The 16,939-nt window shown below is 57.7% G+C and carries 14 protein-coding genes; 4 read left to right on the top strand and 10 right to left on the bottom strand.

All coding sequences use genetic code 11. The features are described from left to right. Positions 1–77: 77 nt before the first annotated feature. The 5 genes from hutH to hutI form a co-directional block, all read right to left on the bottom strand. On the bottom strand, positions 78–1,610 hold the full coding sequence (hutH, locus tag JJB97_RS04110; protein ID WP_238712574.1) for a histidine ammonia-lyase: 1,533 nt from the start codon (positions 1,608–1,610) through the stop codon (positions 78–80). Further along, a complete protein-coding gene (gene hutU, locus JJB97_RS04105; protein WP_238712572.1) occupies positions 1,610–3,295 on the bottom strand; it encodes a urocanate hydratase in 1,686 nt (561 codons plus the stop codon). The genes hutH and hutU overlap by 1 nt, the downstream gene beginning before the upstream one ends. A 405-nt stretch (positions 3,296–3,700) precedes the next feature. Continuing rightward, positions 3,701–4,438 carry a histidine utilization repressor gene (locus JJB97_RS04100; protein WP_238712570.1) on the bottom strand — a complete coding sequence of 246 codons (738 nt, stop codon included), beginning with the start codon at positions 4,436–4,438 and terminating at the stop codon, positions 3,701–3,703. A gap of 102 nt (positions 4,439–4,540) precedes the next feature. Next, positions 4,541–5,497: a formimidoylglutamase gene (gene hutG, locus JJB97_RS04095; protein WP_238712568.1), complete on the bottom strand. Its 957-nt coding sequence runs from the start codon at positions 5,495–5,497 to the stop codon at positions 4,541–4,543. Next, positions 5,494–6,720 (bottom strand): imidazolonepropionase, encoded by a 1,227-nt coding sequence (hutI, locus tag JJB97_RS04090; protein ID WP_238712566.1) that lies wholly within the window; start codon positions 6,718–6,720, stop codon positions 5,494–5,496. The genes hutG and hutI overlap by 4 nt, the downstream gene beginning before the upstream one ends. Before the next feature lie 215 nt (positions 6,721–6,935). Here hutI and JJB97_RS04085 point away from each other — a divergent pair, with 215 nt between their 5' ends. Continuing rightward, the gene (locus JJB97_RS04085; RefSeq protein ID WP_238712564.1) at positions 6,936–8,225 is read left to right on the top strand and encodes a putative acyl-CoA thioester hydrolase; all 1,290 of its coding nucleotides are present in this window, start codon (positions 6,936–6,938) and stop codon (positions 8,223–8,225) included. A 251-nt stretch (positions 8,226–8,476) separates the two neighbouring features. On the opposite strand, the gene pgl is transcribed toward JJB97_RS04085, so the two are convergent. Beyond that, positions 8,477–9,472, bottom strand: a complete 996-nt coding sequence (gene pgl / locus JJB97_RS04080; RefSeq protein ID WP_238712563.1) for a 6-phosphogluconolactonase — start codon at positions 9,470–9,472, stop codon at positions 8,477–8,479. Positions 9,473–10,039: 567 nt separating this feature from the next. On the opposite strand from pgl, the gene JJB97_RS04075 reads away from it, so the two are divergent. Further along, positions 10,040–10,858, top strand: a complete 819-nt coding sequence (locus tag JJB97_RS04075; RefSeq protein WP_238712561.1) for a pyridoxal phosphatase — start codon at positions 10,040–10,042, stop codon at positions 10,856–10,858. Between the two features lie 394 nt (positions 10,859–11,252). Here the strand turns inward: JJB97_RS04075 and modC are convergent, their stop codons facing one another. The 4 genes from modC to JJB97_RS04055 all read right to left on the bottom strand — a co-directional run bounded on the left by modC (position 11,253) and on the right by JJB97_RS04055 (position 14,069). Next, entirely contained in the window at positions 11,253–12,311 is a 1,059-nt protein-coding gene (gene modC / locus JJB97_RS04070) for a molybdenum ABC transporter ATP-binding protein ModC (protein ID WP_238712560.1), read from the bottom strand. A 3-nt stretch (positions 12,312–12,314) separates the two neighbouring features. Beyond that, positions 12,315–13,004 (bottom strand): molybdate ABC transporter permease subunit, encoded by a 690-nt coding sequence (gene modB / locus JJB97_RS04065; RefSeq protein WP_238712558.1) that lies wholly within the window; start codon positions 13,002–13,004, stop codon positions 12,315–12,317. Continuing rightward, a complete protein-coding gene (gene modA / locus JJB97_RS04060; protein ID WP_238712556.1) occupies positions 13,001–13,780 on the bottom strand; it encodes a molybdate ABC transporter substrate-binding protein in 780 nt (259 codons plus the stop codon). The genes modB and modA overlap by 4 nt, the downstream gene beginning before the upstream one ends. A gap of 139 nt (positions 13,781–13,919) precedes the next feature. Continuing rightward, positions 13,920–14,069, bottom strand: a complete 150-nt coding sequence (locus JJB97_RS04055) for an AcrZ family multidrug efflux pump-associated protein (RefSeq protein ID WP_238712554.1) — start codon at positions 14,067–14,069, stop codon at positions 13,920–13,922. Positions 14,070–14,186: 117 nt separating this feature from the next. Between JJB97_RS04055 and modE the strand changes: the two genes are divergently transcribed. Continuing rightward, positions 14,187–14,978, top strand: a complete 792-nt coding sequence (modE, locus tag JJB97_RS04050) for a molybdenum-dependent transcriptional regulator (RefSeq protein WP_238712552.1) — start codon at positions 14,187–14,189, stop codon at positions 14,976–14,978. Between the two features lie 76 nt (positions 14,979–15,054). Further along, a complete protein-coding gene (gene modF, locus JJB97_RS04045; RefSeq protein ID WP_238712550.1) occupies positions 15,055–16,527 on the top strand; it encodes a molybdate ABC transporter ATP-binding protein ModF in 1,473 nt (490 codons plus the stop codon). Positions 16,528–16,939: the final 412 nt, after the last annotated feature.

The following is a 16,939-nucleotide window of genomic DNA, read 5'->3' as shown; positions in this document are numbered from 1 at the left end:
TTATATGACGGCAAACAGGCGTGGTGTGACCGGGCGCAGATGCCTGCGCCCGGTGCAGGTACAGAAAACAACAGAATTTACAACTGGCTGGGCAGAACAGCAGGCAATAACTGCGTCAGATGGCGCTCGCCCAGAAGCGCCGTGGCGCTGTCAATATCCGGCGCGAAATAGCGATCCCGCTCATAGTACGCTACGCGCTCGCGCAACAGGCGACGCGCCTGTTCAAGCAGAGGGCTGGTGGCCAGCCCTTCTCGCAGGTCGATACCCTGGCAGGCGGCAAGCCACTCCACGGCAATCACGCCGCGCGTGTTATCGGCCATCGTCCACAGACGTCGCCCGGCGGCAGGCGCCATTGAGACGTGATCTTCCTGATTTGCCGATGTGGGCAGGCTATCCACGCTGTGCGGATGCGCTAGCGCCTTATTTTCGCTTGCCAGCGCCGCCGCCGTAACCTGGGCTATCATAAATCCGGAGTTCACCCCGCCATTTTTAACAAGGAAGGGCGGCAGTTGCGACATATGGCTGTCCATTAGCAGCGCAATGCGTCGTTCGGACAGCGCGCCAATTTCAGCAATCGCCAGCGCGATATTATCCGCCGCCATCGCTACCGGTTCCGCATGGAAGTTGCCGCCAGAAATAACCTCGCTTTCTTCGGCAAAGACCAGCGGATTATCTGAAACCGCATTGGCCTCCGCCAGCAGCACGTCGGCGGCCTGACGCAGTTGTGTCAGGCAGGCGCCCATCACCTGAGGCTGGCAGCGCAGCGAATAGGGATCCTGCACCTTGCTACAATTATCGTGCGATTGCGAGATCGCGCTGCTGTCGGTCAGCACGTGGCGATACAATGCCGCCGCGTCAATCTGCCCCTGCTGGCCGCGCGCCTCATGGATGCGCGGGTCGAACGGGCGGCGCGATCCCAGCGCGGCTTCGGTCGTCAGCGCGCCGCACACCACCGCGCCCGCAAACAGATCCTCTGCCTCAAACAGCCCACGCAGCGCAAACGCCGTAGAGGCCTGGGTGCCGTTAAGCAACGCCAGCCCCTCTTTCGCCGCCAGCGTCAGCGGCTGAAGCCCCGCCCGCTCCAGCGCCTGGGAAGCAGGCAGCCATTCGCCCCGCCAGCGGGCTTTGCCCTCGCCAAGGAGCGTTAGCGACATATGCGCCAGCGGCGCCAGGTCGCCCGATGCGCCCACAGAGCCCTTTGCCGGTATCCAGGGATACACTTCGGCATTAACCAGCGCCGCCAGCGCCTGAATAACGTCAGGGCGGATACCTGAATAGCCGCGCGCCAGACTGTTGATTTTCAATACCATAATCAGACGCGTCACGGCATCATCCAGCGCCTCGCCCGTGCCGGCTGCGTGGGAGAGCACCAGCGAACGCTGCAAATTTTCCAGATCGTCCCGGGCAATGCGCGTCTGCGCCAGCAGGCCAAAGCCGGTGTTAATGCCGTAGGCGGTGCGCCCCTGCTTCAAAATCGCGTTAACACAGGCGACGCTGCGCTCAATAACAGGCGTGGCGCGCTCGTCCAGCATTACGCGCACCGGGTGGCTGTAAACTTCGCGAAGCTGGGCCAGGCTCAGTTTTCCGGGGATAAGCGTTAATGTTTTCATTAGCGAGGCTCCTGTGTTGCGGCCACCATAGGAAGATTAAGCCCCTGCTCCCTGGCGCACGTCACGGCTAACTCATACCCTGCGTCGGCATGGCGCATAACGCCGGTTGCCGGGTCATTGTGCAGCACGCGGGCGATACGTTCGTCGGCTTCGCGGCTGCCGTCGCAGACAATCACCATGCCGGCATGCTGGGAAAACCCCATCCCTACGCCGCCGCCGTGGTGCAGCGAAACCCAGGTCGCGCCGCTGGCAGTATTGAGAAGGGCATTGAGCAGCGGCCAGTCGGAAACAGCGTCGGAACCATCACGCATGGCTTCCGTCTCCCGGTTAGGGCTGGCGACGGAGCCGGAATCCAGGTGATCGCGGCCAATAACAATAGGCGCGGAAACTTCCCCGCTGCGCACCATTTCATTGAAAGCCAGCCCAAGCTTTTGCCGCCACGCCAGCCCCACCCAACAAATACGCGCCGGCAGCCCCTGAAAGCTGATGCGCTCACGGGCCATATCCAGCCAGTGATGCAGGTGTTTGTCATCGCGAATGAGCGACTTTACCTTTTCATCGGTTTTATAAATATCCTGCGGATCGCCGGAAAGGGCCACCCAGCGAAACGGCCCAATACCGCGACAGAACAGCGGACGAATATAGGCCGGCACAAAGCCGGGGAAATCAAACGCATTATCCACGCCCATTTCCAGCGCCATCTGGCGAATATTGTTGCCGTAATCAAACACAGGAATACCCGCCTGTTTGAACGCCAGCATCGCCTTCACGTGTTCGGCCATCGCACGCTTTGCCGCCAGTATCGTCTCCCGTGGCTCCGACTCCGCCCTGCGCTGGTATTCATTCCAGCGCCAGCCTACAGGCAAATAGCCGTGTAGCGGATCGTGCGCGCTGGTCTGATCGGTTACCAGATCCGGGCGCACGCCGCGCGCGACAAGTTGCGGGAGAATTTCTGCCGCATTGGCGCACAGCGCAATGGAGACGGCCTCGCCTGCGGCGGTGTATGTTTTGATACGCGCCAGCGCATCGTCCAGCGAGTCGGCCTGCTCATCGACATAGCCGGTACGCAGGCGAAAATCAATGCGGCTTTGCTGGCACTCAATATTCAGCGAACAGGCGCCCGCCAGCGTTGCCGCCAGCGGCTGCGCGCCGCCCATACCCCCCAGGCCCGCAGTCAGTACCCAGCGCCCGCGCAGGTTGCCCTGATAGTGCTGGCGGCCCGCCTCAACGAAGGTTTCATAGGTGCCCTGCACAATCCCCTGGCTGCCGATATAGATCCAGCTACCTGCCGTCATCTGGCCGTACATCGCCAGCCCTTTCGCATCCAGCTCGTTAAAGTGCGCCCAGTTCGCCCAGTGCGGCACCAGGTTCGAATTAGCAATCAGCACTCTGGGGGCGTTTTCATGGGTTTTGAACACGCCGACCGGCTTACCGGACTGTATCAGCAGCGTTTCATCCTTCTCCAGCCGGGTCAGCGCCGTAACAATAGCGTCATAACATTCCCAGTTACGCGCCGCACGCCCGATACCGCCGTACACCACCAGATGATGCGGATTCTCCGCCACGTCCGGATCCAGATTATTCATTAACATACGCAGCGGCGCTTCGGTCATCCAGCTTTTCGCAGTCAGCGTCGCCCCCCGCGGGGCGCGAATCTCCTGCTGGCGGTATTTGGTTATCGACATTGCGTTACTCTCCTGCCAAATCGCATTAAAAGATACAAACACCTATACTTGTCTATACAATTGCGCGCAAGCCTGCGTTTAACAAAAGAGATACAAATTTTTTATATTGCGTCAGCAATCACGCTTTTACGGGTCTGGAGGACGAATGTTGTAAAAAACCACGCTATGAAGGTAATGCCTTGTTTAATTTGAGAATAATTCCAGCTTAACTTCCCGTTCAGCATTTTCTTCGCTATCGAAAGGGTATAAGGGAGTCAATATATTTACAGGGCCAGGTATTAGCGGCATTAATCTTGCCAGTGAGCACGCCACGAAGCAGGCGAGGTGCAAATATTGATTATTTAATACATAAACAACCAATTATGCCTTAATGCGTTTTTATCTCATTACTTATTAACGCCGGAATCAGGAGCTGAAATGCCCCTGTAAACGGTAGCGCGAGCCGGGGAAGAGTAGACTGGCGCAGGAAACAATATGCGAGGTGGACCAGGTGCGGCGGCGGATGAGCAGGCAGGGATCGTCTTCGTGAATCTGCAACAGCAGGCATTCTGACGGCGTTGCCCGCACGGCCTCAACAATGTGCTCGCCTTCCGTTAGCGGCGCAACCTGCGACAGCCAGGCATGCGGCGTGGTCGCCGTGTAATCCTGTTGCAAATAATCCGGTACGACCTCGGCGTTTACGCAGCGGTCTTCAATCTGTACGGGGACATCATTTTCAAAGTGGACCATACGCGAGTGAAAAATACGCCTCCCCTCTTCCACCCCCAGCGCCGCTGCCTGGGATACATCGGCGCCAATCGCCTCCAGCAGCAGCACCTCACAGCGGTGCTGATGATGGCGCGCGGCAATTTCATCGGCAATACTGCGGATTTCAAACAGCGCCGACTGCCCTTTAGGCTGCGCAACAAACGTGCCAACGCCCTGCAAACGCACCAGCAGCCCCTCATCCGTTAGCTCGCGTAGCGCACGGTTGATAGTCATGCGGCTGTAGCCAAACTGCGCTACCAGTTCGGCTTCAGACGGAATACGATCGTGCGGGCGCCAGACGCCTGCATAAATCTTCTCGCTAATGGCCTGTTTGACCTTTTCATAAAACGGCGCCGGCATGCTGGCCGGAGCAGGTCGGGGACGAGACGAAAACATAGCGCGGGCGTTCCTTATATCAGTAAAGGGCGTCTGGAGCAGGAGATTATACCCTGAGTCGCCCTGAAAAAGGATGCAGCGCAGCGCTGGCCTGTGAACAGACTAACGCCACCAGTAGAGAATCTGCCACGCCAGACGCGCCGCCGTTTTCGCCCCCACCCCCTGTACATCAAAGGGCGGGCTGAATTCCACCAGATCGACGGCCTGCAGTTTACCGCTGCGACACAGCGGCTCCACCACGCGCATAAGCGTACCGAGCGGCACGCCCAGCGCCGCGGGCGCGGAAACCGCCGGCATCTCACACGCCGTAAGCACATCCAGATCGATGGTCAGATACAGCTTATCGCAGGCGGCGAGACTGGCGGCAAGCGTCGGCAACACCTGTTCATCAAACGCATTGAGCACCTGAAGATCCTCCACCACCGTCACGCCCAGGCGTGCGGCTTCATCCCACAGCGCCTGCGTATTGGCCGCGCGGCTTGCGCCGATGCAGGCGTAAGAAAAATTGCGCCGCTGGGCTTTGCACTGCATAGCCAACTGGCGAAAAGGCGTGCCGGAGCTGGCGCGCGAAGCGCTGCGTAAATCCAGATGGGCGTCGAGATTGATTATCCCAATACGTGCTTCAGGCCAGGCATCCAGCACGCCGGAGCCGTGGCCAAAGGCCGTTTCATGGCCGCCTCCCAGCACCAACGTACGCATCCCGGCCTGATGGCAGCGCAGCACGGCATCATGCAGCGCCTGCTGCGCCTGCTCAAGCTCAGGCGCGACAGCGCGGATATTGCCCATATCCACCAACCGTTCATGACCGGTATGGCTCGCCATATTCGCCAGCGCACCGCGCAGAATATCCGGCCCCTGGCGGGCGCCGGGCCGTCCGAGGTTACGCTTTACGCCTTCGTCACACTCAAATCCCAGCAGCGCGATATCGTTCGGATACGCGTGTGGCGTAAACCCCTCATCCCGCCGAATTGTCTGAAACAGACGCAGCGCGTTATCCCCTTCAGCCCTGTCATCACGCCCCTGCCAGAGCGCGCAAGCCGACGGTCGCCATAGTTTCATGCCGTCACCTCGCCGCGAAAAACGCGCAGATAAAGCGGATTGCGCGCAGGTTCATAGAGTATCTCTACCGGGTGCTGCGCATCCCAGACAACAAAATCAGCAACATACCCCGCCGCTAGCTGACCGTGGCTGCTTTTACGCCCCAGCGCCTGCGCCGCATGGCGCGTTACCCCGGCCCAGGCCTCTTCTGGCGTGAGGCCAAACTGCACGCAGGCCATATTCATCGCCAGATGCAGGCTGAGAAAAGGGCTGGTTCCCGGGTTGTAATCGGTAGCGACCGCCATCGGCACCCGATATTTGCGCAATAGCGCAACCGGCGGCCGGCGGGATTCATTAAGAAAATAAAACGCGCCCGGCAGCAACACCGCCACGGTTGCGCTCTGCGCCATCGCCGCAACGCCGTCTTCATCAAGATATTCAACGTGATCGGCAGATAAACCGCGATAGCGGCTCACAAGCTGCGCGCCGCCCAGGCAGGAGAGTTGTTCAACGTGGCCTTTTACCGCAATACCGCGCGCGCAGGCGGCACGAAATACGCGCTCGCTCTGCGCCGGGCTAAACCCCACGCTTTCGCAAAAAACATCCACCGCTTCAAACAACCCCTTTTCCCACAGCGCGGGAAGTAGCGTTTCACAAACCAGGGTGATATAGCCTTCAGGATCGCCTTTATATTCCGCCGGCGTGGCATGCGCCGCCAGCAGCGTTCGGCTTATCTCAATCGGGTTCTCCCGGGCAAGCCTTCCTGCCACCTGCAACATTTTTTCTTCGCTTTGCAAATCAAGCCCATAGCCGGATTTAATTTCAAGGGTTGTGACGCCCTCATGCATAAGCTTTTTCACGCGCTGCCGGGCCAGGCCCAGCAACTGCGCCGGTTGCGCCGCACGCGTTGCGCCCACCGTCGCATTAATGCCTCCGCCCTGGGCGCTAATCTGCTGGTAGGACACGCCGTTCATACGCTGTTCCCATTCCTGAGCGCGACTGCCGCCAAAAATAAGGTGCGTATGGCAGTCAATCAATCCGGGCGTGACCAGCCGCCCTTCGAGATCCACACAGTTCGCCTGGCCGGGGCGCGGGCCAGGATCGGGCACAACGGCGCGAATATGCCCGTTACGCACAACAAGCGCATAATTTTCAAGCAGGCCGTAGGGCTGCGGCAGGCGCGAGTCCAGCGTGGCCAGGCGCGCGTTGCGCCAGAGACAATCGTCAGCGGTCAGTTCAGTCATAATGGTCACTTGTCATGAGTTGTATAGACATTTATTTTCATTACGGCGCTGTTGTCAACCGCATCAACGATTGTTATCGCGTTTTCTGACGCCGCACACACTGCCGGCGTAAGCAGATTCGTCTCTTTTGCTGTTCAGGCTTCCCGTTTCGCTCAACTTAGTATAAAAAGCAGGATTTGAAGGACTTACTTTTACTTTGACCTGCCTGGAGCATAATGAACACACTTTCAGTTTCCCGCCTGGCGATAACGCTGCTTTGCAGCGCAGCGCTGACGGCCTGTAGCACATCTTCCCCCCACTCCGCTTCCGACCAGCTCGCCCCTGGCACAGACGCGCGCCCGGTGCTTTACCCCCGTGAAGCGGAAAATTACAGCATTCAGCACTGGTTTTCCTCGCTCAACCCGAACGAACAGCCGTGGCGTCCTGCAGCTATCGTACTGCCGCAGCAGCCGGATTTTGTCGTAGGTCCGGTTAACGCGCAGGGCGTAACACATCACACTATCCAGGCCGCCGTAGACGCCGCCACCATAAAACACGCCAGCCAGCGTCAATATATCGCCATCCTGCCAGGGGATTACCCGGGTACCGTCTTCATTCCGGCGGCTTCTGGCAGCATCACGCTGTACGGCGTCGGCGAGAAACCCGCCGATGTAAAAATCGGCCTGGCGCTGGAGGCGGGAATGGACGCCACCGCCTGGCGTCACACCGTGAACCCGTCCGGCAAGTATATGCCTGGCAAACCGGCATGGTATATGTTTGACAGTTGCCAGAATCGCCGGAGCGCGTCCGTCGGTATACTGTGTTCCGCCGCCGTGTGGTCGCAAAATGACGGTCTACAATTGCAAAACCTTACCATCCAGAACACACTGGGCGACGGCGCTGGCGCAGGTGACCATCCCGCCGTGGCGCTGCGCAGCGACGGCGATCGGGTACAAATAAATAATGTTAACCTGCTGGGCCGCCAGAATACTTTCTTCGTCACCAACAGCGATATTCATAACCGCAAGCTGACCGACAGACTAACCCGCACGCTGGTAACGCACAGCTATATTGAAGGCGATGTGGATCTGGTTTCCGGCCGCGGCGCAGTCGTGTTTGATAACACCGTTTTCCGCGTAGTAAGCAGCCGCACAGATCGGGAGGGTTACGTTTTCGCCCCGGCTACGCGCCCAAACATGTTCTATGGTTTTTTGGCAACAAATAGCCGCTTTATCGCAGACGGCCAGGGCGTAGCGCAATTAGGCCGCGCCTGGGATGTGGGCACGCCGGTAAACGGTTATGCGCCAGGCCAGAGCGCCAACGGCCAGGCGGTGATCCGCGACAGCATTATCGGCAAAGGCTTTAACGCCGCGCGCCCCTGGGGCGACGCGCTCGGCTCTCAGCGCCCGTTTCGCGGCAATATCGGCAATGGCGTAGACGAGCAGGGTAATCCACTGCGCGACCTTAACGATCCGCGCTTCAACCGCCTGTGGGAATTTAATAACAAAGGTCAGGACGGCGAATAACTCTGCGGTTGACCGCCTCTCCCGGACGGGAGGCTTGCGGGGTAAAAGCGGGCAGCGTCAGGCTGCCCGCTCAGATTGTTGTCAAAGAAGGAAAAAGCGGGGTTTTTCCGTCTTTGTGGTAAGCAGGCGAAAATCAATGCTTTGATTTTCCTTATTTTTATTGTTTTTCATCCATCCTGTCGCAGTCAGGATGGGGTTTGTCGGCCGTCTCAGCGGGCAGCGTCAGGCTGCCCGCTTTAGCGCAGACGCGTTTACCAGGCGTTAACCACAACCCACATTGGACCCTGACCCGCCGCATAGCGGCCTTTCTCCTGCAAAAGCCCCTGCGCGCCGGTAATGCTATACACCGCAATATGGTGAGACTTCTGCCCGGCGGCAATCAAAAATTGTCCGCTGTTGTCGATATTAAAACCGCGCGGCTGCGCTTCGGTATTCTGGTGCCCTTCCACAGCCAGCACGCTGCCATCTTCGGAAACGCTAAAAATCGTGATAACGCTCGCGGTGCGATCGCAGGCATAGAGATGGCGGCCATCGGGCGTGATATGGATATCTGCGGCCCAGCGGGTGTCGGAAAAGCCTGGCGGCATCATATCGAGCGTCTGGACACATTCAATATTGCCGTGCGGATCTTTGAGCTCCCAGACGTCCACCGTGCTGTTGAGTTCATTGACGCAGTAGGCATACTGTCGGTTTGGATGAAACACCAGATGACGCGGGCCTGCGCCTTCTACGGTGTGAACGTCAGCCGGGTTTTGCGCTATCAGCGCGCCGTCGTCACACAGCGTAAACAGGCAAATGCGATCCTGCTTCAACGCAGGCACCCACAGCGTGCGGTTATCCGGCGAGACAGTAGCCGAGTGGCAGCCCTCCAGCCCTTCAATCACCGTCGCAACGGCCTGCGGCAGGCCATCCACCAGCGGCGTTACGCTCACGCAGCCGCCGTTGTAAGAGCCGCAAAAGAGAAAACGCCCCGTGCGATCGGTAGAGATATGCGTTGGGCTGCCAGGCAGCGCGGCGTGACCGGCTTCAGTAAGCGTACCGTCATCAGGCGCAATCCGGTACGCAATAACGCGAAACGCCGGGCGCACGCCAACATACAGCCACTGCTTGTCCGGACTAATCACCATCGGCTGTACCTGCCCTGCGACGTCCACCACCTGCACAAGCGTCAGCGCACCGCTACCGTCAAGGCGCCAGACGTGGATTTGTTGACTTTCGGGGCTGGCGGTATATACGGTTTGTTTCATCTCTTGCACCTCAGGAGTCATTAGCCAATATTATTAACAAGTTAGCCAGAATTCAGTTCAGTAAGCAACAGCGCCCCACACAGCAGACGAGTGCGCGACGAGCAAATGCGCCTCTAACTCCCCCCTCCGCTTGCGCCCCAAACGGGCCGCTCGCCGTTACTCGGGAACCATCCTCTTTTCGCTATGGTGTCTCTTTCATAAAGCGTATCAAGAATAGCGAAAATGGGTGACTTATCGGAAAGCTTGTCCCCGGTTGAAGCGCGGTTAACGCATCCGAGCTGCGCTATGCAAACGCCCGAACCTGACTGAACGCTGTAAATCAAAGCGTTGCGAGTTACCACGCATCGCCGCTGCCTGTAAATGGAACAGGAAAATTTTATCGCGACAAACCTTCCGCCGCAGTAAATCGCCCCTGGCAAACGGCGCCATGCACGCCCGGGATGACGCAACAGGCGCAAAAACACGCGCTGGCCCGTATCCAGCCGGCTGGCGCGCCGCTGCCCTTGCGCTGCGCTTTCAGCCATGTACCATTCATAGTACGCTCACAAAAATAATAACGGTTCTACCATGACTTACCGCGTTATTGCGCTTGATCTTGACGGTACGCTGTTGACCCAACAAAAAACCCTTTCTCCAGCCTCCGTGGCGGCGCTACAGCGCGCCAGAGACGCCGGTTACCAGTTGCTCATCGCAACCGGGCGCCACCACGTCGCCATTCATCCGTTTTACCAGGCGCTGGCGCTGGATACGCCCGCCATCTGCTGTAACGGCGCTTATCTGTATGACTACCCGCGCCAGGCCGTGCTGGAGGGAAATCCGCTCAGCGCCCGGCAGGCGCTGCAGGTACTGGACGTACTGGATGCCCGGGGCATTCATGCGCTGATGTACGTTGATGACGCCATGCTATATGAAACGCCAACCGGCCACGTTGCGCGCACGCTCAACTGGGCGCAGTCGCTGCCGGCCGCCCAGCGTCCGACGTTCCGTCAGGTGCCGTCACTGCGTGAGGCGGCGCTGGCGGCCAGCGCAATCTGGAAATTCGCACTGACCGGCGAGGCCGTAGCGCGCCTGAAAACAGCGGCCGAAGAATTGAACGCCTGCCCCGGCCTGGCCTGCGAATGGTCGTGGCGCGATCAGGTTGACGTGGTATCGCACGGCAACAGTAAGGGCAGCCGCCTGGCGCGTTGGGTAGAAACCCAGGGCTTGCATATGAAGCAGGTAGTGGCGTTTGGCGATAACTTTAATGACCTGAGCATGCTCGAAGCCGCCGGGTTGGGCATTGCGATGGGCAATGCCGACGACGCCATTAAGGCTCGCGCAGATAAAGTAACGGGGACAAATCAGGAGGACGGCATTGCCGACGCTATTTACCGCTGGCTGCTGTAGCTGATTGCCAAAGAATAGTGAAACGCGAAAAAGCGCGGGCCATACGACAATAGGCTGTCCGCTACGGCAAACAGCAAGCCCGATGGGGGCTGGCTTTCGCCGGCTGCAAAAAACCAGGACTGCGCAAAACCGTCTCGCCACAGGCGTGGTTTGAGCGGACAATATCTCGTCGCGCGGCGCTAAAGCGATCGCACGCCAGGATGCAATAAAACGCCCCTGCCGGCAGTCAGGCCAGCCAGTCAGGTATGGCTGTGAATAACGACGCCTGTTAATGCAAATCCATGCCATATCGAAGCACAGGGCTGGCCACATTACTTTTATTTGCGCCGGGCACCCTTCGACACTGGTATGCGAAGCGGTTATTTTCTCGCTTCCTGGCTTAAAGCAGCCGCAGTCAGGTTGCGATTGATACGCTTTTTATCTGCGCATACACCCGCACATCCGGGCGAATAGAAAGCTCATCCCGCGCCCAGGGGCTAATGCGCGCCCAGAGCGTACGCCCTCCTACGTCCAGTTGCACCTCAACCTGGCCTTCGTCATCAAAACAGGCCACAACCCGCGCGCGCAGCACATTGCGAATACTGGTTTTTACTGGCGGTTGCAATGCCAGCGACACGTCCGAAGCCTGAATGCGTATACGCAGCGCAGTATGCAACGCCTGCTCAAGCCTGTGCACCCATAAAATCTGATCGCCAAGCGCCAGCGCCGTCATGGCGTAGTGGGGGTGATGCTCCAGCACATTTACCTTCAACACGCTGCTCTGCTGCTCTTTTGGCAGCCAGGGGTGCATTACCGAACTGCCCCAGATTTTCTCCAGATCGCCAAAGGCCTTAACGCTGCCGTTTTCCAGCACCAGCACTTTATCCGCCAGATGGAGGATTTCATCCAGCGAATGGCTGACATAAAGCATCGGCACGTTAATTTCACTCGCCATTCGTTGCAGCCAGGGGAGCAGCTCACGCTTGCGCGGAATATCCAGCGAAGCCAGCGGTTCGTCGAGCAGCAATAATTCCGGCGCGCTCAACAGCGCACGGCCGATGGCGACGCGCTGTTTTTCACCGCCCGAGAGGCTCCACGGCATACGGTAAAGCAGATGCTTGATACCCAGTAGCTGTACCAGCGCGTCAAACTGGCTTTCCATTTTTTTCGCCATCGCGTACTTCAGGTTGCCTATAACCCGGTAGTGCGGGAACAGACGCGCATCCTGAAACACATACCCGATACGGCGCTTCTGCGGCGGTAAAAAAATGCCCTGCCCTGTATCGCTAAGTACGCGTCCGTTAAGCACGATGCGCCCTTGCTGCGGCGCTGTCAGTCCGCTTATCGCATTAATTAGCGATGTTTTACCCGCTCCGGATACCCCAAAAATAGCGGTAACGCCCTGTCCCGGCAGACGCTCATTAACGTTCAGACAGTGCTGACCCAGCGTCTGGGTAAAATCGAGTTCCAGCATGGCTTAACCTCCCATTCTCTTGCGGCTCCTGCGCGCCAGCCACTCTGAAATCAGCAGCGAAATCAGCGCCAGTAGCACGGAGATAACGCACAGCCGCGCCGCAGCGCTCTCGCCGCCCGGCGTCTGGATAAGGGTGTACATAGCGGAAGGAATGGTACGGGTTTCGCCAGGAATATTAGACACAAAAGTAATGGTCGCGCCAAATTCGCCGAGCGAGCGGGCAAACGCCAGCACGGTGCCGACAATAATACCCGGCGACATCAGCGGTAGCGTAATGGTGCAGAATACGCGCCAGCGCCCTGCTCCTAACGTGCATGCCGCCTGTTCGAGTTTAATATCCACCGCCTCCAGCGCCAGGCGTATTGCGCGTACCATCAGCGGAAATGACATAACCGCAGCGGCCAATACCGCGCCGCGCCAGCTAAAGGCAAAGCTGACGCCAAACGCATCATAAAGCCAGCCGCCGATAATTCCGCGCCGCCCCATAAGGATAAGAAGAAGGTAGCCCACGACCACCGGCGGCAGCACCAGCGGCAGGTGGATAAGGCTGTCCAGTAGCGCCTTGCCAGGAAAACGGCCGCGAACCAGAAGCCAGGCAAACAGGATCCCGAACGGGAGGCTAAACAAAACAGCAAACAGTGAAACACGCAGGCTCAATAGCACAGCCTGCCATTCGGGATCGCTTAATATCATGACGTCGTCGTAAATCCATATCGTTTAAAAATCGCAGCGGCTTCCGGCCCCTGCAGATAGTTATAGAAACCCGTTACGGCAGCATTCTGATGCGATTTTACCACCGCCATAGGATATTCCACTTTTTTGTGAGAGTTTTCCGGGAATGTTGCGACAACTTTAACACCCTTACTGGCAATTGCATCTGTCCCATAAACGATACCCAGCGGCGCTTCGCTACGTTCCACCAGCGCCAGCGCGCTACGCACATCTTCGGCAGGCGCCAGTTTCGACACAAGAGTATTCCATACGCCCAGCTTTGTCAGCGCTTCTTTAGCATAAATCCCCGCCGGTACGTGCTGCGGGTCGCCGGTTGCCAGGCGTCCGCCTTTTAACAGCGCCAGCCAGTCAGTTTTATTGCTGATAGTAAATGCAGGCTGCTTACTCGCCTGCGGCGCGACGACGACAAGGCTATTGGTCAGCAGCGTAATACGGGCATCCGGTTCAATAACCGCCTTGTCGGCGGCGTAGTCCATCCATTGCTGATCGGCGGAAATAAACAGATCCGCCGGGGCGCCCGCTTCAATCTGGCGCGCCAGCGTTGAAGAAGACGCAAAGGAGGAAACCACCTCAACGTTCTTCTCTTTTTTATACTGCGCGGCGATATCCTGTAACGCGTTGGTTAATGACGCTGCAGCAAAAACCGTCACTTTTTCCGCCGCTACCGCCTGGCCGGCCGCAGCCAGCGTTAATACCGTGCTAAATGCGATACGTCCCCATAAATTTGCATTTGCCATTGTTTTTCTCCTGCGCCATCGTTATGTAATCGCAAATATAACGACAGAACCATTGACTACACAATGCTATCGGCAAAATTTTTCAGGAACTTTAGAGGTAAAACAAAAAACGCCCGATGAACCCGGGCGCTAAGAGGAATTAGCGCGACTGTTTTGCGCGATCGTTGTGACCTACTGCGGAAAGAAGGTTGAACAGCTCTCCCAGACCATAGATGAGGCCAAGAATTACCGCCATCATCACAGGTACCATGACCACCGCGAATACCAGACTTTTCAATAATTCGAACATACTTGCCTCCAGCAAAATTCGAAGCGCCATTTTACCGGCGATGTGACAAAAAGCATCGCCTTTTGTGCGCACTGGCGCAAGCGAGTAATATAGCTATTTTTGCATCAGGGCCAGGTTATGCAGGCAGAAATTCTGTTAACGCTGAAGCTCCACGATCGGTTGTTTGCCGATCCGCGACGCATTGCGTTACTCAAACAAATCGATCATACCGGGTCGATAAGCCAGGGCGCTAAGCTTGCCGGGATCAGTTATAAAAGCGCCTGGGACGCCATCTACGAAATGAATCAACTTACCGACCAGACGCTGGTGGAACGCGCGACCGGCGGTAAAGGCGGCGGCGGCGCTCATCTGACGGCCTACGGACATCGTTTGATTCAGCTTTACGAGCTGCTCGCGCAGATTCAGCGCAAGGCGTTTGACGTGCTGCGCGACGATACGCTGGCGCTCGATAGCCTGCTGGCGGCGATTTCCCGCTTCTCGCTGCAAACCAGCGCGCGTAACCAGCTATTTGGCACTGTGGTGCGCCGAAACAGCGAGCAGGTACAGCAATATGTGGAAATTTTGCTGGCAGACGGACGCACCAGCCTTAAAGCTGCGGTTACACGCCAGAGCGGAGAACGGCTGGGGCTGGACTGCGGTAAGGAAGTTCTGGTGCTGATTAAAGCGCCCTGGATTACGCTTACCCGCAACGCCGCACAGGCGCAGGGCGCCGATAACCAACTAAGCGGCGTAATTACCCGCGTAGAGAGCGACGCAAACCAGAGCGAAATTCTGGTTCGCCTGCCGGGCGCAGAGACGTTGTGCGCCACTCTCCCCGCTGAGCGCGCACGGGCGGAGAATTTTACCGCAGGCGAGGAAGTGACCGCTTTTTTTAACGCCGATCGGGTTATTGTTGCCACACTCTGCTAATTCATACCGGCCAATTGACATTGGCCGGGACAACACGTATCCCTGTAGACTGTTGCTGCAAAAAATGGGATATAACATGTCTGTGTTGCATATTACGCAAGGCACGTTTCGCCTTAGCGATACTCGCGCCCTTTCTATTGCCGAACTTATGCTGCGTGCCGGCGAAGCCTGGGCTTTCGTTGGCGCTAACGGCAGTGGAAAATCTGCGCTGGCGCGCGCCCTGGCAGGCGATCTGCCGCTGTTAACGGGTGAACGCCGCTGTACGTTTGAGCGTATTGCCCTTGTTTCCTTTGAACGGTTGCAAAAACTGGTCAGCGAAGAGTGGCAGCGCAATAATACCGATTTGCTCAGCCCCGATGAGGAAGACACGGGGCGCACTACGGCGCAAATAATTCAGGATGAAACCGTTGATGAGGGCCGCTGTCGCGAACTGGCGGAATGCTTTGGCATCAGCCATCTGCTCGAACGCCGCTTCAAATATCTGTCCACCGGCGAAACGCGCAAAGCGCTACTGTGTCAGGCGCTGATGCCGCGTCCGTCGTTGTTGGTATTTGACGAGCCATTCGATGGGCTTGATGTCGCCTCGCGCGATAGCCTGGCGCAGCTTCTGGCGAAGCTTAATCACCAGGGCTATACGCTTGCGCTCATCCTTAACCGCTTTGACGATATTCCAGATTTTGTGCGCAACGCCGGCGTGCTGGCAGACTGTACGCTCAGCGACACCGGCGCAAAACAGCAGTTGCTTGAGCAGGCGCTGATTGCGCAACTGGCCTTAAGTGAAAAACTGTCCGACGCGCGGTTACCGCAAGCGGATGACGCCACGGCCTGCGCGCGCCTGCCAGACAATGAACCGCGTATTGTTCTGCGCAATGGCGTTGTTTCCTATAATGAACGACCCGTTTTGCATTCGCTTAACTGGACGGTGCATCCCGGCGAACACTGGCAGATTTGCGGCCCTAACGGCGCGGGAAAATCCACGCTGCTAAACCTGATAACCGGCGATCATCCCCAGGGCTACAGCAACGATCTGACGCTGTTCGGCCGCCGGCGCGGCAGCGGTGAAACGATCTGGGATATTAAAAAACACATTGGCTACGTCAGCAGCAGCCTGCACCTGGATTACCGCGTCAGCGCCCCGGTGCTCACTGTGGTGCTGTCAGGTTATTTCGACTCAATTGGGCTCTACGAAGCCCCCTCCGACCGTCAGCAGGCGCTGGCGCGGGAGTGGCTGGCGCTGCTCGGAATGGATAAGAACGCAGCAAATACTCCATTTCACAGCCTGTCCTGGGGACAACAGCGGCTGGTGCTGATTGCCCGCGCGCTGGTAAAACACCCCACGCTGTTGATTCTGGATGAGCCTTTGCAGGGGCTGGATCCGCTCAACCGCCAGTTGGTGCGCCGCTTTGTCGATATTCTGATTGGCGAAGGCGATACTCAGCTTTTATTCGTCTCTCACCATGCGCAGGACGCGCCGCAATGCATTACCCACCGCCTGAGTTTTATTGCCGACGGCGAGCGCTATCGCTACCAGACCGACAGGCTGAAGTAACTATCGGGATAACCGTGCCGATTTTCTTTTTATTTGGCCAGCATCCCCGTTCGCTTTTAATGGATGCAGCCTTACAGCGCAGGGTTGCTGACGCCCGCTAAAACCGGCGAACCGCAGGCTGCTGGCCGGACTGCGGGCGTACCGCAATTTTGCGGGGCCGCAGGCGTTTGTAAGGCGGCCCGCTTTGCCCGTTCACCTGACGCCCCCTTTGTCGTCGGGCTTTAAGTAAACGGAGCGCCCACTTCACCTTCTCTCGCCGGCATTAGTCCAGCCCCTCGTTTTCGCCGCATTTTCAGACTAGCCGGAAAAATACGCCTCATCGCTGATTTATATAAATTTTATTTTCTGTTTCACCGCTTACGCCCCGAGTGTAAACGATTCCACTAATCCTGCGCATGTCACACTTTTAGTC

The sequence above is a fragment of the Tenebrionibacter intestinalis genome, from assembly GCF_016632365.1.
Taxonomy (GTDB): domain Bacteria; phylum Pseudomonadota; class Gammaproteobacteria; order Enterobacterales; family Enterobacteriaceae; genus Tenebrionibacter; species Tenebrionibacter intestinalis.
Note: the sequence above shows the minus strand (reverse complement) of the source record. Positions and strands in the feature narration are given on the sequence as shown.